Raw genomic sequence first — 26,429 nt, 5'->3', positions numbered from 1 at the left:
CTTAAAAATCAAAAGTGAATACTGCGAATCCTAGTTCGTCTTCGACATTGACAAAAGACCAAAGCTTACCATCTTTGAAAAAGGCAGTTTCGGGAACAGTAAAGAGCTCCTCCAGTTTTTTCTCACCTATCAGGTTGAGCTGGGAGTCAAAAGCAGAAAGAAAAACTTCATTTTTTGTGCTAGGTTCTTCAGAATTGCTAGGGATTAGGATAGAGCTGAAGCGGAAGAATTGATTGGATTTATCATCCCAAAGAAGTTCGTTGAAACGTACTTCAGAATTTATCAATGCCGTTTGCTCTTTTCGCTCTTGTGCTGACGACACTTCATTCTTGATTTTTCTGGTTTTTTGGGTAGCTGTAAGAGTAAGGGGGAAAGTGATGTATTCCAGGCTATCCAGTTTAGGATCATATCGGTATAGGCCACTGCTCACCTCGGTGGTGATATATACTTTGGAATTTATAGTTTGTATTCTAACTGATTGTTTCCACCTAGATGTGTAATTATTATCAATATGCATGACTCTAAAATCATGCGTTACATCCATTTCCGGCAAGTCAATCACTTTTGAATTTTCTTCTTTAAAATTAATAGTAACTAGGTTGAAAACGGGATCATTGTAATTGGTCTCCAGTAAAAATCCCATTTGCTTTTCGTCAATAAAAGCAAACTGAGAAAGCATATTACCTTGGTGCTTTTCACTGTCAAGGAGCTTGTCCATGGAATAATCAAAGTCCTGCGATAGCTCACCGGTCTTCGAAAATTTACCGATTTTATGAGGCCCACTAAAGAGAAATTTTTCATCGCCCAGTGATGTGAGTTGACTTCCAAACGACGCTACTCCATTTGGCCCTTCATTTTCAAATGGATAGCTGGCTGTAAGTGCCAATTTATCCAAATTGATTTCTTGCAACTTGATTGTACCTCCATCTAACTTATAGAGCGTTTGATGGTCAGGGCTCAATGAAGATATGATAAGCCCATATTTGAGATTAATGATCTCATCGCCAGGATCAACCACCACTGTATCTACAGTGTAAGTCAGGTTTTCGAGAATGTTTTTCTGTTCTGTAGAATCGGATTCTTTGCCACCACAAGCGGCAAGTAAAGCGAGCAATGAAATCGTAAAAAGTTTTCTCATGGGTTCAGAAGTTAAAAGTGAATACTGCGAAGCCTAGCTCGTCTTCGACATTGACGTAGGAGTAGAGTTTGCCGTCTTTAAAGAATAATCCAAAAGGGATTGTGGAGAATTCCCCGAATCGAGTTTCACCGATTAGCTCCATGTCTTTGGAATAAGCCATGAAAAATATTTCAAATTCTTTTGCCCAGCCTTCCTCATCGAACCCAATAGCTCTACTGGCATAGCGGAAATACCGCTGAGACTTTTCATCCCAAAGGAAGCTCCAGTAATTGATTTGGTGGTTTAGCTTTTTTAATTCTTCCTCAAACTCTGCTCTACCACCTACCTTATTTTTTACCTCTCCCGTCTTTTCTAGAGGGACGATTTCATGAGGGAATTCCCTGTAAAAAAGGCTGTCTAAGCTAGGGTTGTAGATATAAGTGCCATTCCCAACGGAGCAGGAAATGAGTACCAAGTCATTAAACTGTTGGAGGTGTAGAAATTCACCTTTTCCCTCAGAATCACCTTGAATCCTGAATTTGTTAGCCTTTTGGAATTCAGTCAGTTCTTCTAGCATTATTTTCTCCCCAGCAGAATCCAATACTGCAAAATATGTATCCCTCGTCTCGTAATTCAGTGGAAGTGAATAAAGCCTACTAAAGTCTTTATCCAAAATTATCCGATTGGACACAGAGCCTCCGTCAGCTGAAAATCCCTCTACTATTTTGTCCCCATCAAGTATCCAAGACCTTGTTTTTTCTCCCTCCTTATTGATCACAGAGAGGCGATGCAATTGGGAAAAGAAAAACTGATCATCATGAAGAGCGGTAACACCTAAAATAGAACCGGGACTATTTGGACCATCTTTATAAATGGTGAACGTATCTGTTAGCTTCATCAGATCCAGATCTATTTTCTGAAGCTTTTCATTTTTCAAGTCTAAAACATAGAAATAATTGCCATTCGGAGATGGCGAACTAATAAAAGGCCATGCAAAATTTATAAAATCATCACCTGTGTCGACCAGCACCGTATCGACCGTATAGGTCATATTTTCAAGAATATTCTTGGGCTCCTCTACGACAGCAACTTCCTCAGATTTAGGCTTTTCCCCACAAGCTGAAAGTAGTGCAAGAGCTGAAATCGTAAGTAGTTTTTTCATAGATTTAAAAGTTAAATCTGAATATTTCGAAACCGAGTTCGTCTTCGACATTGACATCAGAGTAGAGTTTGCCGTCTTTGAAGAAAGGCATGCGCGGGACGTTTGATAAACCTTCTAATCGGGTTTCTCCAATCAGTTTTAAATCTTTTGAGTAAGCACATAGGAATATTTCCATTTCAGCCTTTTCTCCTTCTATAGGAACTGATAGTGCACGACTGGCAAATCGAAAGTAACGTTGGGATTTCTCATCCCAAATGAAATTGCGATAGCTGATCTTAGTTGCTCGTTTTTTTATTTCCTCATCAAACTCACTCTTGCTCCCAACAAAGCTTTTCACTTCTCCGGTTTTTTCCAGCGGAACAAGCTCATGTGGAAATTCTCTATAGGAAAGACTATCTAAGCGAAGATCATAGACATATATAGCGTTTCCAACTGTACAGGAAATAAGAACGAGGTCATTAAAATATTGGATAGAGACTTGTTCCATGCTCTTTAATCCTTTACCCCGAATTTCGAATTTGTTGGCCTTTTTAAATTCAGAGAGCTCCAGCAAGTTAGTTCTTCCTCCCAGCGAGTCGATTACCGCTAGAAAATGAGTGTTGTATTCATTGTTCATAGGCATAGAATACAAACCACCTCGTTTTGGATCCGGAATAATCCGAATAATTAATGATCTTCCATCAATGGGATAGCCTTCTACTATCTTATCCAGATCCATTTTAAAACGTTTTATTTTGTTTCCATTTGCATCAAAAATTTGTGGATACGGCGGAGACAAGGGAAAATAAAAGTAACCGTCCCCGATAGCCTGAAAATTAATGCTATGGACTAGACGATTAGGGCCATCCTTTTCAAATGAAAAAGAGCTTATTATCTTCATCGCGTCCAAATCTATTTTCTGAAGCTTGAGGTCCTTATCAATTAAGTAAAAGTAATGGCCGTCAGGAGAAGATGAAGTACTGAATATAGGGGCAAAATTTATAAAATCATCCCCAGTATCCACCATCAATGTATCGATGGAAAAGGTCAGGTTCTCAAGGATATTAGTGGACTCGGTTTCACTCAAACTGCTTCCAGAAGAAGGCTTTTCCGTACAAGCGGCAAAAAATGTAAGGGCTAAAAATGGAAGTAGTTTTTTCATGCCTCTAAAAATCAAAGCTGTAAACGATAAAGGCTGGGTTTTCGCCGACCACCCAGCGCGAGTAAAGTTTGCCGTTTTTCATAAAGCTTTGGAATGGAAGTGCATCTAACCCTTCAACTTCCGCTTCACCAGTCAAATTGAAGTCCTTGTCGTATGAAAACAAGTAAATGTCTGCGCTGAAAGATTGCGCTTCTTCGTTTACTTCCCAATTCATTTGTGCCAGTCTGAAATACATTTGCCGGGTTTTATCCCAATAGAAATTGGAAAAAGTAATTTGTTTATCGATTTCCCTCCCTACTTCCCTGAGTCTTTCATAAGTGTCCGCAGTACTTGGGAATTCTCCGGTTTTCATTTTGGGTACAAGCTGATGTGGAAAGGTGACCAAGCGTAATGAATCTGTTTGATCATATAAGTAAATATCAGAGGTCGTTCCGCTGTAAAGGATAAACTGCTCATTGACCCAGCTGATTTTCTGTAATTGACCAAAAGTGATGGAACCATCACTCATCTTGATCCGGAAGTTTTCCGACATCTCTAAAGCCGGTAGGGCTACTAATTCACCACTCATTTCATCAGCGTTGAGTATCGCTAGCCCATCAGGAGCGCCTATCCCTTCATTTGGGTAAAAAAGTGCCGTTTTTTTATCTGAGCTGAGAGTAATTGAGTTGCCCATAGACATAGAAAAATCCGGATCGAAACCTGAATATTTTTCTGCCTGAAATGGTAGAGACTTTACTTTTTTCCCATCAAGCGTAAAGATTACTCCCGTATAGAAGTTTCCCAGAAATAGCTCGTCATCATTTAAAACCTGTAAATAATTAGCATAATTAGGAATCATATTAGGGCCATCTTTTTCGAATTTATGACGCGCCACAAGTTTGTTATTGTTCAAATCAATCTCGTGAACTTCCACTTCAGGCTCGTAAAATGTAAAAACACGATCTTCCTCTTCGCTGATCGCAAAGGCCGAATAAGCCCCCGGCATAAAAATCTCTTCCCCCACATCGATCACGACTGTATCCACGGAAAAAGTCAGATTTTCGAGAATGTTTATCTGTTCAGTTGACTCGGATTGCTTTTCACCACATGCGGCCAGGATAGCTAAAGTGGAAATCGTAAGCAGTTTTTTCATGGGTTCAGAAGTTAAAAGTGAATACTGCGAAGCCGAGTTCGTCTCCTACATTGACGTAGGAGTAGAGCTTGCCGTCTTTGAAGAAGGCATTTTCGGGTACAGTAAAGAGCTCTTCCAGTTTTTTCTCACCTATCAGGTTGAGTTGTGAGTCAAAAGCAGAAAGAAATACTTCACTTTTTTTGCTTGGTTCTTCAGAATTGCTAGGGATTAGGATAGAGCTGAAGCGGAAGAATTGATTGGATTTATCATCCCAAAGAAGTTCGTTGAAACGTACTTCAGAATTTATCAATGCCGTTTGCTCTTTTCGTTCTTCTGCTGACGACACCTCATTTTTGATTTTTCTGGTCTTTTGGGTAGCTGTAAGGGTAAGAGGGAAAGTGATGTATTGCAGGGTATCCAGTTCAGGATCATAACGGTATATGCCACTGCTTACCGTATTGGAGACATAAGCTTTGGAATTTATAGTTTGTACATTTACTTCCTGTGTAATACTCACTTTATAACCATTATCATCCGTGACGACTCTATAATCATGTGTTATATCCATCTCTGGAAGGTCGATCACTTTTGAATTCTCTTCTTCAAAGTTGACTAATACGAGATTGAATACAGGATCAAAAAAATTGGTTTCCAAAAAAAATCCCAGTTGATTTCCTTCCAAATAAGCGAATTGAGAAAGCATATGCCCCTTTGCTTTTTCACCTTCAAGTAACTCATCAATCGTGTAATCAAAGTCCTGCGATAGCTCACCGGTCTTCGAAAATTTGCCAATTCTATTATGACCACTAAATAGAAATAGCTCATCTCTGAGAGAGGTGAGTGTATTTCCAAAGGGGCCTACCCCATTTGGCCCTTCTTTTTCAAATGGAAAGCTGGCTGTAAGTGCCAATTTATCCAAATTGATTTCTTGCAATTGCATTGTATTCCCATCAAACTTATAGAGCTTTTGTTGATCAGGACTCATTGAAGAACTGGATAGCCCATATTTGAGATTAATGATTTCCTCCCCTGGATCCACCACCACCGTATCTACCGAGTAGGTCAGGTTTTCCAGGATATTTTCGGATCTAGAGGTGGTTTCAGATTCCTTTCCCCCGCAGGCTGAAAGAAGTACAAGTAATGAAATCGTAAGTAGTTTTTTCATAGTTTTTTAAAAATCAAATGTGAAAACTGCGAAGCCGAGTTCGTCTTCGACATTAATATAGGAGTAGAGCTTTCCGTCTTTGAAGAATTTCTTGGAAAAGGGATCTACGGACACTTCGGTCTCAGCCAGCTGATTCAGCTCTTTGTCAAAGACCGTAAGTACATTTCTAAAAATCAAGGAGTCACCGATTTCCCGGTCAAGTTCCCGGGAAAATCGTACAAGCCTCCGGTGCATTTTATCGAAATAGAATTGGCCAAATGTTACATCTTTCTTCGACTCCTTTATGAGGTCATCTATTTCATTGATTGTCTCAGCCGATGTTCTGATTGGAATCTTCTTTTTGTCAGATGTCAATTCAGAGTGAAAGGTTTTTACTGTTACCGAATCACTTTCCAAATCCAGTATCAACGCTTCATTGGCGTATGCCGTGGACAGGATAAGCGACTTATCGACTAGCTCCAAGTTGATCATTTCAAATACTTTTCTATCTGATCCTAATAAATAGGTATATGGGGCTATTCTACCAGCCAGATCTAGTGGAATCTTTTTTACGCTACCATCTTCCATTGAAACAATTGCAATCCCTTGAGGTACTTGTTCGAGCGTTTCATATATCCCATAGAGTAGGTTACCATAAGTGATCTTTGGGTTAAACATGGATAACATCTCAGGTTCTAGCCCTGACAAAGCCTCGGTAGTAAGTTGATAACGTTTCATGGAGCTCAAGTCAGAACTAAAAACCCTTACTTCCTCAACCCCATAAAAAACCATATTTCCAGTTTGATCGACTTGGATGGCGTAAGGCCAGCCTGTACCAAGTGGTCCTTCTTTATCTGTGGCAATCTTGTCAAGCAACTTCAAGCTTTCCAAATCAATAACTTCCAGCTCACTTTTGGGAGAAAAATTGAAGAGTTTCTTTTGATCCACAGAAAGGCTTGAATGGCTTAAGGCCGATTGGAGAAAGAGGATTTCCTCACCTGCGTCCACCATAACCGTATCCACCCGAAAAGTAAAATTAACTTCTTCCTGATTGGATTTATCTGTTGGATTACCACAAGCCAGACAAAGGACGAGTAAAATAAGAGGAGTCAGTTTTTTCATAGTTGGGTTTAAAAATCAAAAGTGAATACTGCGAAGCCGAGCTCGTCTTCGACATTTATATAGGAGTAGAGCTTGCCGTTTTTGAAGAACTTGAATCCGTAATAAGGAATAGGGATTACTTCCTCGTGGAGTTGATTCAGGTTTTTATCAAAAATGGTCGTTATCTGCTTATAGACTGCTGAGTCTCCTATCTTGCGATCGAGATCCTGTGAGAACCTCCAGAACTTTTCATTGAAATCGTCATAGTAGAATCTACCAAACTCCACGTAGTCTTTAGTTCCATTCCATAATTTATGAAATTCTTCCCGTGAATTTGCAGTGGATCTGGCAGGTATCTGTTTGATGTTTTGAGTCAGCTTCGAATCAAATATCTTTCTTGTTAAGGAATCTGAGATCAGGTCTAATAGATAAGCTTCGTTGAAATTATGAGAGGAAATTAGCACTCGATGATCTATTGGATCGATATGCATTGATTCGATCGTTTTCAGTCTTATTTGTCCGTTTTCGGAAAAGGAGATATGATAGGGATCAGATCTTTCAAATAATTCTAATGGGAACTTCTTAAGTTTAAAATCAGCCAAATTAAGCGCAGAAATCCCATTTCTTACTTCAAAATATTCGATAGGTCCATAATTAACGAGTGCAAACTTCCCGTCTGGAGAAAGCACAAAAGGGGAATTAATAGTCTCATCAGAATTCAAAACTTCAAACTTCTTTCCGTTGAATTTATACTGCTTCATGGAATCCAACTGAGCATTGAATTCTCGGATTTCAGTATTGGTAGCAAAAAAGAATCTCCCATCTAGACTTATTGTTATGCTACTGGGATTACCTGTGCCGTTAGGCCCTTCCTTTTCCATTTTTATTCGATTAGTCAATTTCAATTGACCCAAGTCTATAACTTCAATTTCTGATGAACTATGATTATAATTGTAAAGTAAGTTTTTATCTGGGGATAGGGCTGCCATTCTTAACCCCGAGTTTAAATAAATAAACTCATCGCCTGAATCTATCATCACAGTATCAACTGAGTAAGTAAATTCAAATTCGTCCTGCTCAGATTCATTGGATTGTTTAGTGCAGGATTTACAAACTATCGTTATTAGAATAAGAATGAGTAGTCTTTTCATAGTTCCTTAAAAATCAAAAGTGAATACTGCAAAGCCTAGCTCGTCATCGATATTGACGTAGGAGTAGAGCTTGCCGTCTTTAAAGAAAGTTTTCGACAATAAACCTTCTATAGTGTTCAATTTGGTCTCTCCCAGTACCTTGAAATCTCGATCATACGCAAAAAGATAGTATTCAAAAGTTGTAGGATCATCTTTCGTTTCACCTCTAAAAGTTTTCAGGCCAAATCGAAAATACAGTTGACGAGATTCGTCCCATAACATTTCCATAAAATTGATATGTTCAAAAATCTTATTCTGAATATCACTAGCCTCCTTTGGATCTGAAGTATTTTTAGGGATTTCTATTTTCATTACGTTAGGGACAGATTGGTGCTGTATATCAATAAAAGCTAGCTCCTCTGTTTGAATATTATATCTATAAATACTACTCATAGCACCGGTGGATAGGATCAATTCCCCTGGGAAAAAAGTGAAGAAACTCGCAACAGCATAAAATGATATCATGCTTGAGCCTCCAGATTCAATTGTAAAAGTCCCGCTGTAATCATCCACTATTTTCATTTTGGGTATAGGCAGCGATTGGGCGGTTTGGGTTTCGGGGTCGAGAATTAATAGGATATGATCCTGAGCATCTTGAAACGTAGGTTGGCTATAAATTTTTCTGCTGTCAAAATCATACACGGCTCTTGAAAAGAGCGTCCGATTATTTTCTGCCAAAGCTGAATCTATTCCAGAAGGGAAAAATTTCAAATCCTGTAGTTTTTTTCCGTTCTGACCGAAAATCCCTACGGTCGCATAGCTGTTTATATACAGATTTCCAGTAGGGCCTATTTCCAAACCGGATAAATATGATCCAATACCGTCTGGTCCTTCTACTTCAAATTCAGTCTTTTTCAGGACTTTTAAATTTTCCAAATCCACTTCAACTAGCTTAGGTGGTTCACTCTCAAAAAAGAACAGCCTTTTTTTATCATCGCTGAGACCAAACTCACCTAATCCACGGGATAAGTTCAGAAAATCCTCTCCTGCATCTACCACCAGTGTATCGACCGAATAAGTAAGATTTTCGAGGATGTTTTTCTGTTCAGTTGATTCAGGCTCTTTACCAGCGCAGGCAGAAAGCAATGCAAGAAATGAAACAGTTAAAAGTCTTTTCATGGGTTTAAAAATCAAAAGTGAAAACTACGAAGCCGAGCTCGTCATCGACATTGACATAGGAGTAGAGCTTGCCGTCTTTGAAGAAGTAAGAGATAGGTATGGTTTTGATGCTTTCCAATTTGGTCTCTCCCAATACATTAAAGTCCTTGTCATAGGCAAAAAGATATAATTCATAGGTAGGGGGATCTGCTCTGTTTTCGCCAAAAAAAGTCTTTTTCCCAAAGCGCAGATACATCTGCCTAGTCTCATCCCATTTGAAATCCATGAAATTCAGCTGCTCGGCAATTTTCCGCCTGTCTTCCATAAAGCCAGCTTCATTGCTAGATTCGTTCATGACGGTGATATTCCATTCATTTGGAACAGTTTGGTGGGTTATGTCAATGAACTTTACGCTGTCAGCCTCAAGATCCAATGTATAAACCCCACTCATCGTTCCTGCCGAAATCAGCAACTGACCGTTTTCCATATCCATGTAGGCTGATGGACCAAAGTAATTCATTGTAGTTCCCTGATCTGATTTTTGGGTCAAGGTGATCTCACTGTCTCTTACCGATTTCATTTTTGGAATAGGGTAGGATTTGAAGGATTTGCTAACCGGGTCTATAACCCACAGTTCATTGAGTTTTTCAATTTCACCGTAAGGTTGAGTATAAAACTTATTGCTCCCGAAATCATAAATACCTCCGCCATACACCTTGATAAAGTCATTGGCATAGTCAGGATCTAAGCCTTCAGGAAAAAACCTCAGGTTCTCGGTCATCGCCCCGTCAGGAGTGAAAATACCTTGTCCGTTATAGCCTTTGATGAAAATCTCCCCCGATGGTCCTACCTTAAGACCACGGGTATAAGCTCCCACGCTGTTGGGACCTTCCGTTTCAAATTCTGCTTTGCTCAGGATTTTGAGCTCATCCAAATCCGCTGTAACGAGCATTAGTGGCTTACTTTGAAAGAACAGTAACTGGCTTTTATCAGACGTCAGGTCAAATGAACCCAGGCCAAAACCTAGGTTGATGAAGTCTTCCCCAGCATCCACTACTACTGTATCCACAGTGTAGGTCAGGTTTTCGAGAATGTTTTTTTGTTCTGTGGAATCGGATTCTTTACCGCCACAGGCGGCAAGTAAGGCGAGAAGGGAAATTGTTAGTAGTTTTTTCATAGTTGCTTAAAAATCAAAAGTAAATACTGCGAAGCCGAGCTCGTCTTCGACATTGACATAGGAGTAGAGCTTGCCGTCTTTGAAGAAGGCTGATTCAGGAATGCTTTTTAGATCATCTATCAAGGTCTCTCCAACCAGCTTCATGTTAGTGTCAAAGGCATATAGAAACACCGAGATTTTTGCTGGAGAACCTGGGGTTTCACTGGGTAGTGTAATGCTCGCAATCCTAAAAAAAGGCTTTCTGGATTCATCCCACATGAGGTGTTTGAAGGATATTTGGGAGCGTACTTTTTGGGATTCTTCCTGCTGTTCTTTTTTGGAGGAGACTTCTCTTTTTGGAAGTTCGGTTTTCTCTTTGGGACTTACTGTGATGGGAAAGGAAAATAGTTGCAGCGAGTCTTGCTGGAAGTTATAGCGATATAAATCACTGGTAACCGAAGAGGAGAGATACAAATCACCTTGGTATTCATCCATGAAATAATCTTCCATAGAAATCTCTGCCATGCCGTCCTTGAAAAACATAATGCTGAACTTCCCCGTGTTGTCCAACGCAGGAATGTCAAACTTTTTACCGGTATTGTTGGATTTGTCTATGACCACCAAGTCTCTGTTACTTTCCATAATTCCTCCCGGAAGGGAATAGAGGTAATCCCCATTTTCACTGATGTTGATCTGGAAATTCATGTCTTGACTTTCCTCTATCCCAAGTTCTGGATACTGCTCAGCTTTTAGCGTAATGTCATCTATTTTGGAAGTCTGAGAATCGAAGACCCCCGCTGATTGAAAGGTTGAAAACATGAAGTTTTCGCCTGGCAACACTTTTATATCAGCTGGGAATGAGCCTATTCCGTTTGGTCCTTCTTTTTCGAATTTGATTTTTTTGATCAGTTCCAGTCGGTCCAGGTCGATCACAGCTACCGATTGATCATTTGGTGTTAGTTGATAGAGTCTTTTGGAGTCGTTGGAAACATCAAAAAAGTAAAGACCCATAGCGAGATTGATGAGCTCATCTCCAGGATCTACCACGACAGTATCCACTGAGTAAGTCAGGTTTTCTAGAATGTTATCGGATTCGGATTTTTTGGAGATGCCTTTTTCTCCGCAGGAAAAAAATGAAATAGTCAGAAAGGAAAAAATAAGTAGTCTCTTCATTTACAGGAGGGTTAGCCTTAAAACTAAAAAATCTGTAAGTGAAAACCGACTAAAAAATGTTAATTATTCAAAAAAAATAGGGTGGAATGATACTAATATGCGGTGTGAGACTTTGGCTCTGAAAGCTGAACTTCTAGGTAATTTAACTTTGCTAGTAAGATTTTATAGTATGGTGAAGCCTAATGAATAAAAGTTCCGCCCTTTCGGGGCTACTTTGTTTACTAGTTTCCTGTACCCTGCACTGCGTACAGGGTCATGAATGGTCAGGCTCCTTCGGAGCTGGTTATAAAAAAGCACTTCCCTAAATACTATTCTTCGATAATTCATACCTGATTAATAACAGCTCTGGAAGAAAAACCCGAAGGGTTGCGACTATTCATAAACCTCGGCAAAGCCGGGGGTTATGAAGACAAAACCTGGATGGCAGCCCCCAATGGGGCGAAACTTCTTTCTATTTCAAAAAATACCTTTCATCAATCTCAATTCCATTTTCAATCAAAATTCTTCGATACTCATCCTCAAAGGTTTCTGTTTTGTGATGTTCCTTTTGTCCCTTGATGTAATTTATTAATCTATCCTTTTCATGAATGGAACAGGTAAAGCACCCATATCCGTCTGCCCAACCTGTAAAATGTGGATGTGCTTTTGATTTTTTAATCCAAGCACTTGAATAGGCTTTTAAATCTTGCATGAAATCTGCAACAGCATTTGTGGGGTGGATATCCACTAGCAAATGAATGTGGTTTTCAATACCATTGATTTGATACAGTTTTGATTTTTTGTTTTTAACTATTCCCCATAAATAATTGTAAACGTCTTTGCAATCTGAATCTAAGGAAGGCTTGTTCCTCTTGGTATGAAATATGACATGGTAATACATTTGTCGGTAAGAAGTCATTTTTTAAAAAAGTTTGTTTTAAGAAAGTTAAGTTTTTTTGGTAAAAGTTCCGCCCTTTCAGGGCTCATCCATTTCATCGTCATTGGTTCCCTGCACTTCGTACAGGGTCATGAATGGTTAGGCTCCTTCGGAGCTGGCTTAAAAATGAAGCACTTCATTGAATACTATCCTTGCGTAATTCATAGCTGATTAGAGGTCATCTTGATAGGAAAAACCCGAAGGATTGTAACTTTTCATAACCCTCGGCAAAGCCGGGGGCATTTCGGTAGAACCTGTCTGGCAGCCCCGAATGGGGCGAAACTAGTGCCTCCCTGCTTTAAAGTTAACCCACCGACTCCATCAGCGTGCGGAACGGTATTGCCTTCTCGCCGTATCTGGCTTGAGTTTCGTAGCGAAGTTCTTTTGCAAACCGACTTTCGTATTCGATCAGTTTGCGGGTGTTTTCTGCAAAAAACTGCACAGAATAATTCGTTACGCTGTCGTCTGGGCTGTTGAGTAATCTAAAGAATTTATGTTCAGTAAATAGCCCAGTGGCAAAAATATCCGGGATATGGGTGCCTTTCATCCACTGTACAAAATCTTCTTCTATATCGTTGGAGACAGTAAACGTGATGTTGTAAAGAATCATATCAGTGAATTTTGGCTGGAATTTCGTTTTTTTGCAAACAGATTTGAGATTTCAAAGTTAGGAATCCAAACCCGAATAAGTGAATATTCTTTAATCAAAAGCGCCTCAGTTAATGCATAAAATAGCGAAAGCTCCCCCCGAAGCACAGAATAAGCGATTGATTATAGCAAAAATTGTGGTGGTTGCGCTATATGGCGTTGGAGCCATAGGATTAAGTTTGCCGGAATACCGAGACTATTTCCTGATGCTCACACCGGCTCAGCTTATCCTTACGCTCTTATTGGTTTTGGGATTTCATAGAGGTTGGTCAGAGGCATTTCCGATTTTTGCAGCCGTTGCTTTTTGGATAGGCTTTGGTGCCGAGCTGATCGGGATTCATACCGGGTATATTTTCGGAGATTATGTGTATGGTCCTACGCTGGGACCCATGCTTTGGCAGGTACCTATCGTCATTGGAATCAATTGGTTTATTTTGGTATATCTCACCGGAGCCGTTTTCTACAAGGTTACCGATAATGATTATTATGCAGCCTTACTTGGAGCCACAGCCATGACGTTGATTGATTACATCATGGAACCTGTAGCGGTGGCCTTGGACTTTTGGTATTGGAAGTCAGGGGTTATTCCAGCTGATAACTATCTGACTTGGTTTATAGTTGCGTTTTTGATCCATTTGATCTATAGAAAAGGTAACTTTGATAAAGGGAATCCACTGGCCGCTTTCTTGCTGGTTGCGATGATTCTCTTTTTTACAATTCTTAATTTTACGCTCCAGGTTTGATTTCCTGTATTAAAAACCGGAGTTAATTCATTACGAACGAAAACAAAAAGAAACAGCTTAAGTTGTAAACTTGATGATTGAAGCTATAGGGTATAGTATATTGGGATTTGTCTTGATGGAATTGTCGGGTTGGGCAATTCACAAATACCTAATGCATGGTCCTTTATGGTCGATCCATAAGACTCATCACGAGCATTCAGATTCATTTTTTGAATTGAATGATCTCTTTTCGCTTTTATTTGGGAGTATCGCCATTCTGCTGATATTTCTTGGTGTAGGAGATCTGGATTACAGGTTTTGGATCGGAATAGGAATCAGTATGTATGGCATGTTGTATTTCTTTCTCCATGACGTACTGATCCATCGTAGAATGAAATGGCTGGATAGGCCTAGAAAGGGGTTTTTGAAAGGAATTTTTTCAGCCCATCAGGCTCATCATCAAAGCAGAAAAAGAGAAGGAGCAGTCTCGTTTGGCCTGTTTCTAGTGCCGAGGAAATATTTTAAGAACTAAAAAAGGTGAGCAACTACTCAATAAAAGATCTGGAGCAACTCTCAGGTATAAAAGCGCATACCCTAAGAATCTGGGAGCAGCGGTACAACTTAGTCAATCCTAAAAGGACTGATACTAATATTCGCTACTACGATGACGAAGATCTCAAGAGGATTCTGAATGTAGCCATGCTAAATAGCCATGGCATTAAAATCAGCAAAATCGCTTCAATGAGTCACACTGATATCAGCGAAGAGATCATACGGCTCACAGATCAATCCCTCGACTACAACGATCAGATCCAGGCGCTTACGATCTGTATGATAGAAATGGACGAGGATAGGTTCGAAAAAGTACTTTCCACCAGTATCATCAAATTGGGATTTGAAGACACCATAATAAAGGTGGTTTATCCCTTCCTTACCAAAATTGGAGTGCTCTGGCTTACCGGAGCTATCACACCAGCCCAAGAGCATTTCATTTCCAATCTGATCCGCCAAAAACTTATTGTGGCTATAGACGGAGAAGTGGGGAAAAACACGGGTAAAACGTTTATGTTATTCCTGCCGGAAGGAGAATTACACGAAATATCGCTTCTATTTAGTAGCTATTTGATCAAGAAACACGGGCACAAGGTCATCTACTTAGGTCAAAATACGCCAGATGCGGATTTGATCTCTGTATATAATATGCAGCGTCCCGATTTCCTTTTTACCGTGATCACTACCTCTCCTTCTCCGGAAAATATTCAGGATTATTTAACTATGCTAGGACGGGAGTTTTCGGAGGCAAAGGTTTTTGTGTCAGGTTTGCAAAGTGTAGAACAACAACTTTCCATTCCGTCTAACATCTGTTCGCTTGCATATTCAAAAGAAATCAAACGCATTCTAGTCCAGATGGAAGAGCAGATTGTTTAGATTTATTTTAAATTTATTAAACAAAAGTATTCCTAGTGAATACTTTTTTTTTGCTCAAAAAAAGCTCACTGGCTCATTAATGGCGCTTTTGCTCAAAAAATCGGATAGTTCGTGTCTTTTTTGTTTAACAAAATGAAAAAAATATTAATCAAAGGCTTGGTATTTTGTTTAATGAATGTTAGGTTTGTTTAAACAAAAAGAGCAAGATTATGACCTCAGTAGAATTCAGTTACTCATTAAATCAACTCTCTGGTGTTTTAAAGCCCTTTGCATTAAAACTGACAAGAGATTTGGATGACGCAAACGATTTGCTTCAGGACACTATGGTGAAAGCCTACACCAATCAGGATAAATTCGCTGAGGGCACTAACATGAAAGCCTGGCTCTATACCATCATGAAAAACACCTTTATCACCAATTATCAGAAAATGGTGAGAAGAGCAACTTTCGTAGATACCACGGACAATCTCCACTTTATCAATTCCAGTGGTGCTTTGATAGAAAATTCTGCGTATGGGGATTTTGCGATGGAGGATATCTTTGAAGCCATTGAAAGATTGGATGAGATTTTCAGTACGCCGTTTTTGCTTTATTATAGAGGTTTTAAATACCACGAAATCGCAGACCGCCTGAATATTCCAATTGGAACTGTAAAAAATCGAATTCATATTGCTAGGAAATATCTCAAGGAAGATTTGACAGTTTATAAGCACATTAACTAATCAGATGACGAAAAAACATGCGGTGGTAATTGGGTCTGGGTTTGCAGGCCTTTCTGCTGCAACCCATCTTGCTGCCAATAATTATTCGGTTACCCTCCTGGAGAAAAATGATTCTCCCGGAGGAAGAGCAAGGAAATTTTCAAGTCACGGTTTTACCTTTGATATGGGTCCGAGCTGGTATTGGATGCCCGATATCTTCGAAGATTATTTTTCGCATTTTGGCAAAAAGCCCTCTGATTATTACGATTTAATACGCCTAGATCCTTCGTATGCGGTGGTATATGGACAGGATGATATCTTGGATATTCCTGCAAATCTGGATGAATTCAAATCAAAGCTCGAGAAAATAGAGCCTGGTGCTGGGGAGAAATTAGATGAGTTTTTGGCGCAGGCCAAGTATAAATATCAAGTAGGAATTCATGACTTGGTGAAAAAGCCCAGTCGCTCTATTTTAGAGTTTACATCTCTATCGCTTCTAAGGGATGTCATGCGTATGGATGTGTTTCAGTCCATGGCAGTTCATGTGAGGAAGTTTTTCAAAGCAGAGAAAATCATTCGCTTGATGGAATTCCCGGTGTTATTTCTCGGAGAGACTGCGGAGAATATACCAGCCCTCTACAGCCTGATGAACTATGCGGATATAGCCTTAGGTACTTGGTATCCCAAAAAAGGAATGCATGAGATCATTGCTGGAATGGTAGCCTTAGCTGAAGAAAAAGGAGTGAAAATAAGGTACAATGCAGAAGTAGAAGAGATAGAAATAGAGAAGGGTACAGCCAAGCAAGTGAGATTGAAATCCGGAGAGAAAGTGTATGCAGATTTGGTAATAGCAGGAGCAGATTATCACCATGTGGACAAGCATTTGATCAATCCCATATACAGTAACTACAGTGAAGAGTATTGGGATAAGCGGGTGATGGCTCCGTCCAGTTTGCTCTTTTATCTGGGAGTGGACAAGAAGTTGAAAAACCTCCGCCACCATAATCTGTTTTTTGATGAGCCTCTTGGCCCACATGCGGATGCGATCTATTCTAACCCTAGATGGCCAGAAGCCCCTTTATTTTATGCTTGTGTGCCTTCTATAACCGATGATACAGTCGCCCCAGAAGGGATGGAAAATTTATTTCTGCTTATTCCACTAGCTCCTGATTTGGAAGACTCTGAGGAGACCAGAGAAAAATATTATAATATAATAATGGATCGACTGGAGAAAATATCCGGTCAGGAAATACGCTCTCATGTGATCTTCAAGCGGTCTTATGCGCATTCAGATTTTAAAACAGACTATCATGCATACAAAGGGAATGCCTATGGTTTGGCTAATACGTTGAAGCAAACGGCAATACTAAAGCCCTCGCTGAAAAACAAAAAAGTAAAAAATCTGTTCTATACAGGTCAATTGACTGTACCGGGACCGGGAGTTCCTCCCTCATTAATTTCTGGCTATGTCGTTGCAAAAGAGGTTATTCGGGAAAATTCGTAATAAAACAAGTATATTAAAGTTCATGGACGCAAAGGAGTTATTTGACCAAACCAGCCTGGAATGTGGCAAGCTGATCACCCAGCGCTACAGTACCAGTTTTACCCTTGGTATTCAAACTTTGGACAAGAAATTCCATCAGCCCATTTATGCTATTTATGGCTTTGTGCGCTTTGCAGACGAAATAGTGGATACGTTTCATACCCATGACAAAGCCAAATTATTGGCAGAATTCAGACAGGAAACCTACAAATCAATTGAGCTTGGTCTTTCTTTGAATCCAGTGCTGCACGGCTTTCAGATGATTGTAAATAAGTACGATATTGACCATGAGCTGATCGAATCATTTTTCCGTAGCATGGCAATGGATCTGGACTTCACTACCTATAATGATGATAGGTATCTAGAGTATATCTATGGTTCGGCGGAAGTGGTAGGATTGATGTGCCTGAAAGTATTTGTAGATGGAGATGAAGAAGCCTATCAGAAACTGAGGAGACCGGCTCAAATGCTGGGTTCTGCTTTTCAGAAAGTCAATTTCTTGCGTGATATCAAAAGTGATTTCGAAGAGCGGGGAAGAGTGTATTTCCCGGGTGTTGCTTTTGAGCAATTCGATAAGTCAGCTAAAGAACTGATAGAAAAAGACATTCAAAAGGATTTTGACGAAGCGCTTATCGGCATTGCCAATCTTCCGGATGGAGCAAAGCTAGGAGTGAAAGTAGCTTACTTATATTATCAGAAATTATTTGATAAAATCAAGGGACTTTCTGCTGCCAAAATAGCTCATGAGCGTATCAGAATTCCTAATTCCCAAAAATTCAGCTTGCTGATTGGAACTTATTTCGGAAGTAAATTAGGCTTGAGCTAAGTATGGAAATCTACCTCTACTTGGCGGTAAACCTATTTGCAATTTCCTTTCCTCTGGTTCGGTCTTTCGAATCAAGGATTAAATTTGCTAGCAAGTGGTATGCTTTGTTTCCGGCCATTTTAATCACGGCAGTTTTCTTTTTGATTTGGGACCATTGGTTTACGCTAATTGGAATCTGGGAATTCAATCCAAGGTATATACTGGGGATTTATTTTTTTGAGCTTCCTCTAGAAGAATGGCTTTTCTTCTTCACCGTGCCATACGCCTGTATGTTCATCTATGAGGTGCTGATTTACTTTTTCCCAAAGGATATCTTCAAACCTGCCGGAAAGTACTTTGTGTATATCATGATACCGGTATTGCTGATTTTAGCATTTATCAATTTTGATAAAATGTACACCGCAGTTAATTTTAGTGTAGGAGCTGTGGCGCTTGCAGTTCACTGGTTGATATTTAAGGATAAATACATGGGCAGGTTTTTGTTTGCCTATTTGGTTCACCTCATTCCCTTTATCCTTTGTAATGGAGTGCTCACTGGAGGAACCACCCCGGAGCCAGTTGTGATATATAACAATGCGGAAAATCTGGGAATTCGAATATGGACAGTGCCGATTGAGGATACGATTTATTCTATGACATTGCTGCTGATGAATGTCTCGTTTTATGAATATTTCATAAAGAGAAAAACAATTCAATAAGCTTTAAGTTATTTGGTTATGAAGAATCTTCACGTTCAGATTGATGCACATTCAGGCTTCTGCTTTGGGGTAGTTTATGCCATTGAGATGGCTGAGGATATCCTGGATGAAACTGGGCATTTGTATTGCCTGGGTGACATAGTTCACAATGATGAAGAGGTAAATCGCCTGAAAAGGAAGGGTTTGAAAATCATTGATCATGATGTCCTTAAAGAACTCCGTGACGAGAATGTGCTTATCCGCGCACATGGTGAGCCGCCTGCTACGTATGAGCTTGCTATAAAAAACAATCTTACCCTGATCGATGCCAGCTGTCCGGTAGTGCTGAAATTGCAACATCGTATTAAGAATTCATTTGACAAGGGAGATTCCATCTACATCTATGGAAAGCATGCACATGCTGAGGTGATCGGTTTACTTGGTCAAACTAATAATGAAGCGGTAGTCTTTCAGGATATTTCCGAATTGGACTTAGAAAATCTCCCCAAAAACATCACGCTGTACAGCCAGACGACTAAAAGCACAGATAAATTCTACGAGATCAATAATGTACTCAAGGATAATGGCATAGCCGTCAACACGAATGATACGATTTGCCGACAAGTCTCCAATCGGGACAAAGAACTTCGTGATTTTGCCACCAAATTTGATAAAATAGTTTTTGTCAGTGGTACGAAGTCTTCTAATGGCAAAGTTCTATTCAACGTTTGTAAGGACACCAACCCAAATACCTATTTCGTCTCTAACTCTGACCAAATAGAGCGTGATTGGTTTACTGATAATGACCAAGTGGGAATATGTGGGGCAACCTCTACGCCTATGTGGCTCATGGAGCAGGTGAGGGAAAGAATCCTGACTTTTTGAGAAAACATTCCCAACTTGCCGGTATGAAGTCAGAAATCAATTATGCGACTGTTGACCCAAAAGGAATTTTGATTGCCTCGGTGATTATTATCCTGTGGTTTGCCAGTTTAATTTTCCTTCTGAATTATCCGCTTTCCTTGTTTGATCCGCTCGTTTATTTTGGCGTGTTAATTCAAATGCATCTCTATACCGGACTATTCATCACTTCCCATGATGCGATGCATGGCTTGGTATCTTCCAACAAAAAGATCAACAAAGCTCTTGGCTGGACTACAGCCCTACTTTTCTCCTATAATTTCTACAGCAGACTCTTCCCTAAGCATCACGAGCATCATCGTTTTGTAGCCACAGATCAAGATCCGGATTACCATGAATCTGATAATTTCTTTGCCTGGTATTTCAGCTTTATCAAGCAATACGTTACCATATGGCAAATTCTTTTGATGGCTGTGACATTCAATATTCTGAAGCTATTCCTCCCTACAGAGAACTTGATCGTATTCTGGATGCTTCCAGCGGTCCTATCTACTTTCCAGCTTTTTTTCTTTGGTACCTATCTGCCGCATCGGGGAGTAAATGACAACAAACATCACTCAACTACACAATCAAAAAACCATTTTTGGGCTTTTATTACCTGCTATTTCTTTGGATACCATTATGAGCACCATGATTCGCCTGGCACTCCTTGGTGGAGACTTTGGCGGGTCAAAGAATCTCAATCCATCGAGCAAGGGTAAAGTCACCACACTTATCTTATATTTTAAATGAGGATATTTCTACTTGTACTATCTCTTTTTACATTCTCAGCGACCACTTATTCTCAGGGAGTTATTCGTGGTAAAATCACCAATCCAGTAAATAATGAGCCGGTTGCCTTCGCTAATGTTCTCCTATTGAATACTGAATTAGGAGCTATTTCAGATGAGCAGGGTTTTTATGAAATCACCAATGTTCCTCCAGGGCTGTACAATGTAAGAGCAAGTTTTGTCGGGTATAAAACCAAAACCCAATTCGAGATACAGGTCACTTTGGCTAGACCGGTTCAATTGGACTTTGTCCTAACCGAGGATGCTTCAGAGCTCTCAGAAGTAGTGGTTAGTTCTGAGTTTTCCCGTTCCGAAGAGACACCGCTTTCGGTAAGAAAGCTTAATGCTAATGAGATAGAGCGCTATCCTGGCGGAAACAGGGATATTTCCAGAGTGATACAAGCGCTACCGGGTGTGGCAAGTACGCCGAGCTTCAGGAATGATATTTTGATTCGTGGTGGCGCGCCAAACGAAAATAAGTTCTTTATCGATGAGATAGAAGTGCCTGTTATCAATCATTTTGCCACCCAAGGATCTTCTGGAGGACCTGTCGGGATATTGAATGTCAATCTGATCAAAAATGTGGATTTGATTGCCGGCGGATTTCCTACGAATCGTATGAATGCGCTAAGTTCTTTTTTTGAATTTCAGCTCAAAGAAGGACGTAGAGACAAAATGGCAACTCAGCTAACCGTGGGCGCTTCAGAATTGACTTTGTCCAACGAGGGGCCGATTGGAGAGAAAACAACTTATCTGCTTTCAGCTCGCCGATCCTATTTACAAGGACTTTTCAAACTGATTGGCTTACCTTTTCTTCCGACTTTCAATGATTTTCAATTGAAAACTACTACCAAAATCAACGAGAAAACAGAGCTTACTTTTATCGGAGTGGGAGCGATAGATAAGTTTGTGTTGAACGAGGACATTCCCGATGATGAAACGGAGGAGGAGCGGGAAAACCGCCTTTACCTTTTGAATGTGCTACCGGTCCAAAATCAATGGAATTATGCCACGGGAGTCAGGTTGAAGCGATTTAGGGAAAATGGTTTCTGGACGTTTGTGCTCAGCAGGAATATGCTGAACAATCAGTCTGTGAAGTATTCTGGCAATGACGATAGCAATGAGGATAATCTGCTGTTTAACTACCTATCTCAAGAGTCTGAGAATAAATTCCGTGCGGAAAACAGTATTTTCAAAAATGGCTACACGTTCAAATACGGGGTTAACTATGAGTACTCCAGGTATTACATCAATAATTTTGACCGGGCTACCCTTGCCAGTAGCGGGCAGGTGATTTCCGTAGAATCTACCAGCAATTACAACATGTACGGTGGTTTTTTGTCTGCCAGCAAGAATCTGTATGATGAGCGTTTGCTGATCACAGGTGGAATTAGAATTGACGGTGCTGATTTTGGGGAAACCGCCCAAAACCCGTTCAACCAGCTCAGTCCCCGCGTTTCTTTTTCCTACCAATTGAGGCCTAATCTTTTTGCCACTGCCAATGCAGGGATATATTATCAGAAACCATCCTATACAGTTTTGGGATTTCAGGACCAAGATGGGCAGCTAGTCAATCAGCTTAATGATGTGCTTTTCATTCGAAATTCACAACTGATTGGTGGAATCGAGTGGTTAGTTCCGGAGAAAAATCGCCGTTTTACAGCTGAGGTATTTTATAAGAAATACAGCAATTACCCTTCCTCTCTTCGCAATGGGATTTCTTTGGCTAACCTTGGAGCAGACTTTGGGGTTATTGGAAATGAGCCTGTGGAGTCCAATTCGGAAGGTAGAGCTTATGGGTTGGAGATGCTTGCCCAGCAACGTCTTTTCGACAATTTCTATGGGATTGCCGCGCTTACTTTGGTAAGAAGTGAGTTTACTAATCCTAATACCGACGGCTATGTGCCTTCCTCATGGGACAATCGATTTATAATCAGTTTGACAGCGGGCAGGCGATTTGGAAATAACTGGGAAGTTGGAGCGAGATGGAGATTCTTAGGTGGGACTCCTTATACCCCTTATGACTATGAGGAGTCAAGCTTAATTAGTAATTGGGATTTGAGAAATCAGCCTATTTTGGATTATGATCAAATCAACGCAATTCGTTTAAAGGGATTTCATCAGCTGGATTTGAGGCTGGACAAAAAGTACTACTTCAAAAAATGGAATTTGAATTGGTATATAGATATCCAGAATGTGTATAACTTCAAAGCGGAGCAACCTCCTTTGTTAGTGCCTAAGCGAGATGGAGAAGGCAATATATTAGTAGATTCAGCTGACCCTACAAGATATCAATTGAACTATCTAAACAACCCGGCCGGGACGGTTTTGCCGACCGTGGGCTTAATCGTAGAATTCTAAGACTTGTCCAATTGATGAAGTAACTTAAGTATTCTGTCTGACCTTTCTTCGATCTTATCAGTGCTAAAGATGTATTCTATCCAGTGTTTTTGATCTGTTTTAGAGAGCTTTTGGAAAAGGTCATATTTTCCAGGGTCATCTTTCAGGCACGCTATTAATTCCAGCGGGATCTCTTCCGGGATTTCTTCTTTATATAGTTTCACCCAAACGATGTCTCCTTCCTGCTTGCCTATTTTTGTGCGTATTGGTTTGGCTAATGGAAGGAAAATATACCCATTTCCCATGGGCATGAGATGTTTCCCTTCAAAAGAAAAATCATCGATACTGCCGGATACCTTCATCATTCCAAAGGCTTTGGAAGAGGGCATAATTTCCTTTGGAAATTTCACAAAGCTCCAGCCGCCTTTCCCCTGCATTCGCTCAATAAGGAATTCACCGTCAACTAATTTTAGCATAAAAAAAGAGCAGGGATCACCTGCTCTAATTATTAATTTATATTACCAAATCGCCATCTGATATTGAGACCAAAGACATCTGCAAAGAAATCAGTGTTTTCGACAATACGAAGAGTAGGTCGCCAATCCGCACCGATTACAATAGGTACTTCTTCAAATGCATATTCAATGCCTATCTCTCCAGCTACTCCAAAAGAGAATGGATCATCGATATAAATTGACGGGCCAAAACCGGCATACCAGTTGAAATCACTTGATCCCACCGGTCTGTAGAGTGGGTTCCAAATTAGGTCAATGCCAACGCCTGACCCGAAGCTGACGTCTCCATGGATTCTACTGAATTCGCCAAGGGCAAACACTCCGTCAATAGCCACATTGTTTCCTCCGAATTGACCAAAACGAATACCTAGTTCCTGAGCATTACTTTCAAGTGACGCTCCCAATCCAAAAAACAATACAAGAGTTAAAATCTTTAAATACTTCATATTAATATGGGATATATTATAAATAGAAAATACTACTTACAAATATTCACTTTTTTCTTTAATTATTCGTTTGGCGCTAGGTATTTATAAACAATTCCAGCTAAAACGGCTCCCACAATCGGTGCAAGCCAGAAAAGCCATAATTGTTGCAAGTAAATTCCTCCTGCGAAAATAGCCTGAGAAGTGCTTCTGGCAGGATTTACGGATGTGTTTGTGACAGGAATACTGATTAAATGGATTAAAACCAAGGCTAAACCAATGGCAATTCCTGCAAATCCAGCCGGTGATTTAGGGTAGGTAGATCCAAGAATAATAGTCAAAAACATAAAGGTCATCACTACCTCTGTAATTAAGGCGGAAGCCAGATTATATCCTCCCGGAGACGCCTCACCATAGCCATTTGCGGCAAATCCTCCTAGCTCTACTCCAGCTTTGCCTGTAGCAATCGTATATAAAATAGCGGCGCCTGCCAAACCACCCAGAACTTGCGCGATGATGTATCCTATGACATCCTTGCTATCAAACCTTCCTCCGATCCAAAGTCCCACAGTCACAGCGGGGTTGAGATGGCAACCGGAGATATGACCAATAGCATAGGCCATTGTTAAAACAGTAAGGCCGAAGGCAAAAGATACTCCGACGAATCCAATTCCCAGTTCAGGGAAACCTGCTGCTAATACGGCACTTCCGCAACCACCTAGCACTAGCCAGAGGGTTCCAATAAATTCTGCAACGAGTTTTTTCATAAAAGTGGGGGTTGTAGTTAGTATAATGAATTTACAAATATTATTTCTAAAAAATGACTATTACTGTGTTAATATTTTGTTGTCTTGCCATTCACCGTTGATGGTTTGGGTAACGTAAATTTGGTCAGATTGTCTTTGATTTTGGAAGCCAACGAGTGAATATGGCTTAATTGGTGAATTTTGTCCCATACTGTGATTTTTTATTCCCTCAAGAGATATACTATTATCGTGAAGTTCTCATGTGTTTTAAAAAGAATGAGATTAAAAAGCTTACTGATTCGATTCATTGGTAGAATTAAGGAAATCTATTTTACTGGCTTGAAATGTGAGTTAAACTTCTTCCTATCTTACCTTACCTAGCAAAAACGATATGAAAATTTTTGAATGCGGAAATTGCGCTCATCCACTTTATTTCGAAAACGATCATTGTGAAAAATGTGGGCATCTTACTGGTTATTCCAGCACTACTTCGACAATGCTCACATTTGATCCCAGTAAATTTCCCCTTATTTCTGATCGAAAAGGTAAGGCTTATAAATACTGCGAAAACAAAGATCTGGGAGTTTGCAATTGGTTGATTCCAGCAGAGCAAGACAATGAGTTTTGTCCTGCCTGTGAACTCAATAGGACTATTCCAGATTTATCTGATGCAGAAAACTTTCCCAAATGGCAGAAGCTTGAGGTTGCAAAACACAGACTTGTTTATCAATTACTGAAGCTTGAGTTAGCTATTCCTCCCCAGGAGACAAATCCTGAGATTGGACTTTCATTTGATTTTATTTCCCGTCAGGGAGACAGTCAGATCATGACTGGCCATGCAAATGGATTGATTACAATTTTACTTTCTGAAGCGGATTCAGTGCATAGAGAGCAGATGAGAAAGCAAATGTCAGAACCTTACCGTACGCTAATCGGGCATTTTCGCCACGAAGTGGGTCATTACTTTTGGGATAGATTAGTGGCTAACAATGAAAAGCGCCTTTTGGAATTCAGAAATCTATTTGGTGATGACAGCTTAGATTATGGTGAAGCGCTGAAGAATTACTACCAAACAGGAGCTCCTTCAAATTGGCAGCAGACATTTATCAGCCAATATGCTAGTTCACATGCCTGGGAGGATTGGGCGGAGACTTGGGCACATTATTTACACATCATGGATATGGCCGAGACGGCTTATTACTATGGGATATCAGTTAACCCAAACGTCAAAGAAAAGAGCTTAAAAGGGGCATTTACCTTTGATCCTTATGAAAAAAGAGACTTTGAAAAAATCTATCAAAGTTGGGCACCCATATCATTTGCTATCAATAGTCTGAACAGAAGTATGGGAGTGCCCGATGCGTATCCTTTTGTGGTCAGCTCAGCTGCGGTGACTAAAATGAAATTTATCCATACCCTTATTTATAATCTATGAGGGGATATAACTACTTCTTGAAGAAAAAGTAAACGGCTAAAACCAAGAATATGGATCCAATAAGATGATTGAGTCTGAAGGTCTCAGTTTTGAAAGCGATTAAGGAAAAAATCATAAATATGACCAGCGTGATCACTTCCTGAATCACTTTCAGTTGAACCAAGGAAAAAGGACCACCATTGCCATCAAAGCCTATTTTATTGGCTGGAACCTGAAAGCAATATTCGAATAAGGCGATTCCCCAGCTCACCAAAATCACCGAAACCAAACCCAGCTTACTGAACCATTTCCATTCGGCAAACTTTAGATGGCCGTACCAAGCCAAAGTCATGAAGGTATTGGAAAGAATTAGCAGTGCGATCGTGAGAAGAGCCTTCATTTGCGAGGTGATTAGAACCGCGAATTTCAGGATTTTATTGATTG

Annotated in this window: 27 protein-coding genes; 11 read left to right on the top strand and 16 right to left on the bottom strand. The window is 40.1% G+C overall.

Annotated features, from left to right (window positions below; genetic code table 11):
- Position 1: 1 nt before the first annotated feature.
- The 12 genes from BM386_RS08365 to BM386_RS08310 form a co-directional block, all read right to left on the bottom strand.
- A complete protein-coding gene (locus BM386_RS08365) occupies positions 2–1,138 on the bottom strand; it encodes a DUF4221 family protein (protein WP_091692607.1) in 1,137 nt (378 codons plus the stop codon).
- Positions 1,139–1,142: 4 nt separating this feature from the next.
- Positions 1,143–2,279 (bottom strand): DUF4221 family protein, encoded by a 1,137-nt coding sequence (locus BM386_RS08360; RefSeq protein ID WP_170857060.1) that lies wholly within the window; start codon positions 2,277–2,279, stop codon positions 1,143–1,145.
- 4 nt (positions 2,280–2,283) lie between these two features.
- On the bottom strand, positions 2,284–3,420 hold the full coding sequence (locus tag BM386_RS08355; RefSeq protein WP_091692604.1) for a DUF4221 family protein: 1,137 nt from the start codon (positions 3,418–3,420) through the stop codon (positions 2,284–2,286).
- 4 nt (positions 3,421–3,424) lie between these two features.
- On the bottom strand, positions 3,425–4,552 hold the full coding sequence (locus tag BM386_RS08350) for a DUF4221 family protein (RefSeq protein ID WP_091692602.1): 1,128 nt from the start codon (positions 4,550–4,552) through the stop codon (positions 3,425–3,427).
- Between the two features lie 4 nt (positions 4,553–4,556).
- Complete coding sequence (locus tag BM386_RS08345) at positions 4,557–5,696, bottom strand: DUF4221 family protein (RefSeq protein WP_091692601.1); 1,140 nt, start codon at positions 5,694–5,696, stop codon at positions 4,557–4,559.
- A 6-nt stretch (positions 5,697–5,702) separates the two neighbouring features.
- A complete protein-coding gene (locus tag BM386_RS08340) occupies positions 5,703–6,797 on the bottom strand; it encodes a DUF4221 family protein (protein WP_091692599.1) in 1,095 nt (364 codons plus the stop codon).
- Positions 6,798–6,805: 8 nt separating this feature from the next.
- Positions 6,806–7,927, bottom strand: a complete 1,122-nt coding sequence (locus tag BM386_RS08335; protein WP_091692597.1) for a DUF4221 family protein — start codon at positions 7,925–7,927, stop codon at positions 6,806–6,808.
- 6 nt (positions 7,928–7,933) lie between these two features.
- Positions 7,934–9,085: a DUF4221 family protein gene (locus BM386_RS08330; RefSeq protein WP_091692596.1), complete on the bottom strand. Its 1,152-nt coding sequence runs from the start codon at positions 9,083–9,085 to the stop codon at positions 7,934–7,936.
- Positions 9,086–9,089: 4 nt separating this feature from the next.
- Positions 9,090–10,241, bottom strand: coding sequence for a DUF4221 family protein (locus tag BM386_RS08325; RefSeq protein WP_091692594.1), 1,152 nt, complete (start codon positions 10,239–10,241; stop codon positions 9,090–9,092).
- 6 nt (positions 10,242–10,247) lie between these two features.
- Positions 10,248–11,393: a DUF4221 family protein gene (locus BM386_RS08320; RefSeq protein WP_091692593.1), complete on the bottom strand. Its 1,146-nt coding sequence runs from the start codon at positions 11,391–11,393 to the stop codon at positions 10,248–10,250.
- Between the two features lie 451 nt (positions 11,394–11,844).
- The gene (tnpA, locus tag BM386_RS08315) at positions 11,845–12,291 is read right to left on the bottom strand and encodes an IS200/IS605 family transposase (protein WP_091692592.1); all 447 of its coding nucleotides are present in this window, start codon (positions 12,289–12,291) and stop codon (positions 11,845–11,847) included.
- Positions 12,292–12,613: 322 nt separating this feature from the next.
- Positions 12,614–12,919: a DUF4286 family protein gene (locus BM386_RS08310; RefSeq protein WP_091692591.1), complete on the bottom strand. Its 306-nt coding sequence runs from the start codon at positions 12,917–12,919 to the stop codon at positions 12,614–12,616.
- Positions 12,920–13,031: 112 nt separating this feature from the next.
- Between BM386_RS08310 and BM386_RS08305 the strand changes: the two genes are divergently transcribed.
- From BM386_RS08305 to BM386_RS08260, 10 genes are all read left to right on the top strand, one after another.
- A complete protein-coding gene (locus BM386_RS08305; RefSeq protein ID WP_091692590.1) occupies positions 13,032–13,700 on the top strand; it encodes a carotenoid biosynthesis protein in 669 nt (222 codons plus the stop codon).
- 73 nt (positions 13,701–13,773) lie between these two features.
- Positions 13,774–14,211, top strand: a complete 438-nt coding sequence (locus tag BM386_RS08300; RefSeq protein ID WP_091692589.1) for a sterol desaturase family protein — start codon at positions 13,774–13,776, stop codon at positions 14,209–14,211.
- Positions 14,212–14,216: 5 nt separating this feature from the next.
- A complete protein-coding gene (locus BM386_RS08295; protein WP_091692588.1) occupies positions 14,217–15,107 on the top strand; it encodes a MerR family transcriptional regulator in 891 nt (296 codons plus the stop codon).
- Positions 15,108–15,316: 209 nt separating this feature from the next.
- Positions 15,317–15,829 carry an RNA polymerase sigma factor gene (locus tag BM386_RS08290; protein ID WP_091692587.1) on the top strand — a complete coding sequence of 171 codons (513 nt, stop codon included), beginning with the start codon at positions 15,317–15,319 and terminating at the stop codon, positions 15,827–15,829.
- Positions 15,830–15,833: 4 nt separating this feature from the next.
- Positions 15,834–17,312: a phytoene desaturase family protein gene (locus tag BM386_RS08285; RefSeq protein WP_091692586.1), complete on the top strand. Its 1,479-nt coding sequence runs from the start codon at positions 15,834–15,836 to the stop codon at positions 17,310–17,312.
- A gap of 22 nt (positions 17,313–17,334) precedes the next feature.
- A complete protein-coding gene (locus tag BM386_RS08280; protein WP_091692585.1) occupies positions 17,335–18,177 on the top strand; it encodes a phytoene/squalene synthase family protein in 843 nt (280 codons plus the stop codon).
- A gap of 2 nt (positions 18,178–18,179) precedes the next feature.
- Complete coding sequence (locus tag BM386_RS08275) at positions 18,180–18,875, top strand: lycopene cyclase domain-containing protein (RefSeq protein WP_091692584.1); 696 nt, start codon at positions 18,180–18,182, stop codon at positions 18,873–18,875.
- Positions 18,876–18,893: 18 nt separating this feature from the next.
- Positions 18,894–19,739, top strand: a complete 846-nt coding sequence (locus BM386_RS08270) for a 4-hydroxy-3-methylbut-2-enyl diphosphate reductase (protein WP_091692583.1) — start codon at positions 18,894–18,896, stop codon at positions 19,737–19,739.
- Between the two features lie 23 nt (positions 19,740–19,762).
- On the top strand, positions 19,763–20,476 hold the full coding sequence (locus BM386_RS08265; protein WP_091692582.1) for a fatty acid desaturase: 714 nt from the start codon (positions 19,763–19,765) through the stop codon (positions 20,474–20,476).
- 27 nt (positions 20,477–20,503) lie between these two features.
- A complete protein-coding gene (locus BM386_RS08260; RefSeq protein ID WP_091692581.1) occupies positions 20,504–22,906 on the top strand; it encodes a TonB-dependent receptor in 2,403 nt (800 codons plus the stop codon).
- Here BM386_RS08260 and BM386_RS08255 read toward each other — a convergent pair.
- The 3 genes from BM386_RS08255 to aqpZ all read right to left on the bottom strand — a co-directional run bounded on the left by BM386_RS08255 (position 22,903) and on the right by aqpZ (position 24,616).
- Positions 22,903–23,361 carry a DUF1905 domain-containing protein gene (locus BM386_RS08255; protein ID WP_091692580.1) on the bottom strand — a complete coding sequence of 153 codons (459 nt, stop codon included), beginning with the start codon at positions 23,359–23,361 and terminating at the stop codon, positions 22,903–22,905. The two genes, BM386_RS08260 and BM386_RS08255, sit on opposite strands and share 4 nt — an antisense overlap.
- A 32-nt stretch (positions 23,362–23,393) precedes the next feature.
- Positions 23,394–23,846 carry an outer membrane insertion C- signal gene (locus BM386_RS08250; protein WP_091692579.1) on the bottom strand — a complete coding sequence of 151 codons (453 nt, stop codon included), beginning with the start codon at positions 23,844–23,846 and terminating at the stop codon, positions 23,394–23,396.
- Positions 23,847–23,908: 62 nt separating this feature from the next.
- Positions 23,909–24,616, bottom strand: coding sequence for an aquaporin Z (aqpZ, locus tag BM386_RS08245; RefSeq protein ID WP_280141005.1), 708 nt, complete (start codon positions 24,614–24,616; stop codon positions 23,909–23,911).
- A gap of 346 nt (positions 24,617–24,962) precedes the next feature.
- Between aqpZ and BM386_RS08240 the strand changes: the two genes are divergently transcribed.
- Positions 24,963–26,006, top strand: coding sequence for a zinc-binding metallopeptidase family protein (locus BM386_RS08240; protein WP_091692577.1), 1,044 nt, complete (start codon positions 24,963–24,965; stop codon positions 26,004–26,006).
- Positions 26,007–26,016: 10 nt separating this feature from the next.
- Here BM386_RS08240 and BM386_RS08235 read toward each other — a convergent pair whose 3' ends face one another.
- Positions 26,017–26,385 carry a DMT family protein gene (locus BM386_RS08235; RefSeq protein WP_091692576.1) on the bottom strand — a complete coding sequence of 123 codons (369 nt, stop codon included), beginning with the start codon at positions 26,383–26,385 and terminating at the stop codon, positions 26,017–26,019.
- Positions 26,386–26,429: the final 44 nt, after the last annotated feature.

Origin of the sequence: Algoriphagus locisalis (assembly GCF_900116615.1) — a bacterium.
Lineage (GTDB): Bacteria > Bacteroidota > Bacteroidia > Cytophagales > Cyclobacteriaceae > Algoriphagus > Algoriphagus locisalis.
The sequence above is the reverse complement of the archived record's forward strand: the minus strand, read 5'-3'. Positions and strand labels throughout refer to the sequence as shown.

Excerpts from the sequence above, each read along its gene's own strand:
- BM386_RS08365 (WP_091692607.1), bottom strand. The coding sequence starts at position 1,138 with ATGAGAAAACTTTTTACGATTTCATTGCTCGCTTTACTTGCCGCTTGT.
- BM386_RS08360 (WP_170857060.1), bottom strand. The coding sequence starts at position 2,279 with ATGAAAAAACTACTTACGATTTCAGCTCTTGCACTACTTTCAGCTTGT.
- BM386_RS08355 (WP_091692604.1), bottom strand. The coding sequence starts at position 3,420 with ATGAAAAAACTACTTCCATTTTTAGCCCTTACATTTTTTGCCGCTTGT.
- BM386_RS08350 (WP_091692602.1), bottom strand. The coding sequence starts at position 4,552 with ATGAAAAAACTGCTTACGATTTCCACTTTAGCTATCCTGGCCGCATGT.
- BM386_RS08345 (WP_091692601.1), bottom strand. The coding sequence starts at position 5,696 with ATGAAAAAACTACTTACGATTTCATTACTTGTACTTCTTTCAGCCTGC.
- BM386_RS08340 (WP_091692599.1), bottom strand. The coding sequence starts at position 6,797 with ATGAAAAAACTGACTCCTCTTATTTTACTCGTCCTTTGTCTGGCTTGT.
- BM386_RS08335 (WP_091692597.1), bottom strand. The coding sequence starts at position 7,927 with ATGAAAAGACTACTCATTCTTATTCTAATAACGATAGTTTGTAAATCC.
- BM386_RS08330 (WP_091692596.1), bottom strand. The coding sequence starts at position 9,085 with ATGAAAAGACTTTTAACTGTTTCATTTCTTGCATTGCTTTCTGCCTGC.
- BM386_RS08325 (WP_091692594.1), bottom strand. The coding sequence starts at position 10,241 with ATGAAAAAACTACTAACAATTTCCCTTCTCGCCTTACTTGCCGCCTGT.
- BM386_RS08320 (WP_091692593.1), bottom strand. The coding sequence starts at position 11,393 with ATGAAGAGACTACTTATTTTTTCCTTTCTGACTATTTCATTTTTTTCC.
- tnpA (WP_091692592.1), bottom strand. The coding sequence starts at position 12,291 with ATGACTTCTTACCGACAAATGTATTACCATGTCATATTTCATACCAAG.
- BM386_RS08310 (WP_091692591.1), bottom strand. The coding sequence starts at position 12,919 with ATGATTCTTTACAACATCACGTTTACTGTCTCCAACGATATAGAAGAA.
- BM386_RS08305 (WP_091692590.1), top strand. The coding sequence starts at position 13,032 with ATGCATAAAATAGCGAAAGCTCCCCCCGAAGCACAGAATAAGCGATTG.
- BM386_RS08300 (WP_091692589.1), top strand. The coding sequence starts at position 13,774 with ATGATTGAAGCTATAGGGTATAGTATATTGGGATTTGTCTTGATGGAA.
- BM386_RS08290 (WP_091692587.1), top strand. The coding sequence starts at position 15,317 with ATGACCTCAGTAGAATTCAGTTACTCATTAAATCAACTCTCTGGTGTT.
- BM386_RS08285 (WP_091692586.1), top strand. The coding sequence starts at position 15,834 with ATGACGAAAAAACATGCGGTGGTAATTGGGTCTGGGTTTGCAGGCCTT.
- BM386_RS08280 (WP_091692585.1), top strand. The coding sequence starts at position 17,335 with ATGGACGCAAAGGAGTTATTTGACCAAACCAGCCTGGAATGTGGCAAG.
- BM386_RS08275 (WP_091692584.1), top strand. The coding sequence starts at position 18,180 with ATGGAAATCTACCTCTACTTGGCGGTAAACCTATTTGCAATTTCCTTT.
- BM386_RS08270 (WP_091692583.1), top strand. The coding sequence starts at position 18,894 with ATGAAGAATCTTCACGTTCAGATTGATGCACATTCAGGCTTCTGCTTT.
- BM386_RS08265 (WP_091692582.1), top strand. The coding sequence starts at position 19,763 with ATGAAGTCAGAAATCAATTATGCGACTGTTGACCCAAAAGGAATTTTG.
- BM386_RS08260 (WP_091692581.1), top strand. The coding sequence starts at position 20,504 with ATGAGGATATTTCTACTTGTACTATCTCTTTTTACATTCTCAGCGACC.
- BM386_RS08255 (WP_091692580.1), bottom strand. The coding sequence starts at position 23,361 with ATGCTAAAATTAGTTGACGGTGAATTCCTTATTGAGCGAATGCAGGGG.
- BM386_RS08250 (WP_091692579.1), bottom strand. The coding sequence starts at position 23,846 with ATGAAGTATTTAAAGATTTTAACTCTTGTATTGTTTTTTGGATTGGGA.
- BM386_RS08240 (WP_091692577.1), top strand. The coding sequence starts at position 24,963 with ATGAAAATTTTTGAATGCGGAAATTGCGCTCATCCACTTTATTTCGAA.
- BM386_RS08235 (WP_091692576.1), bottom strand. The coding sequence starts at position 26,385 with ATGAAGGCTCTTCTCACGATCGCACTGCTAATTCTTTCCAATACCTTC.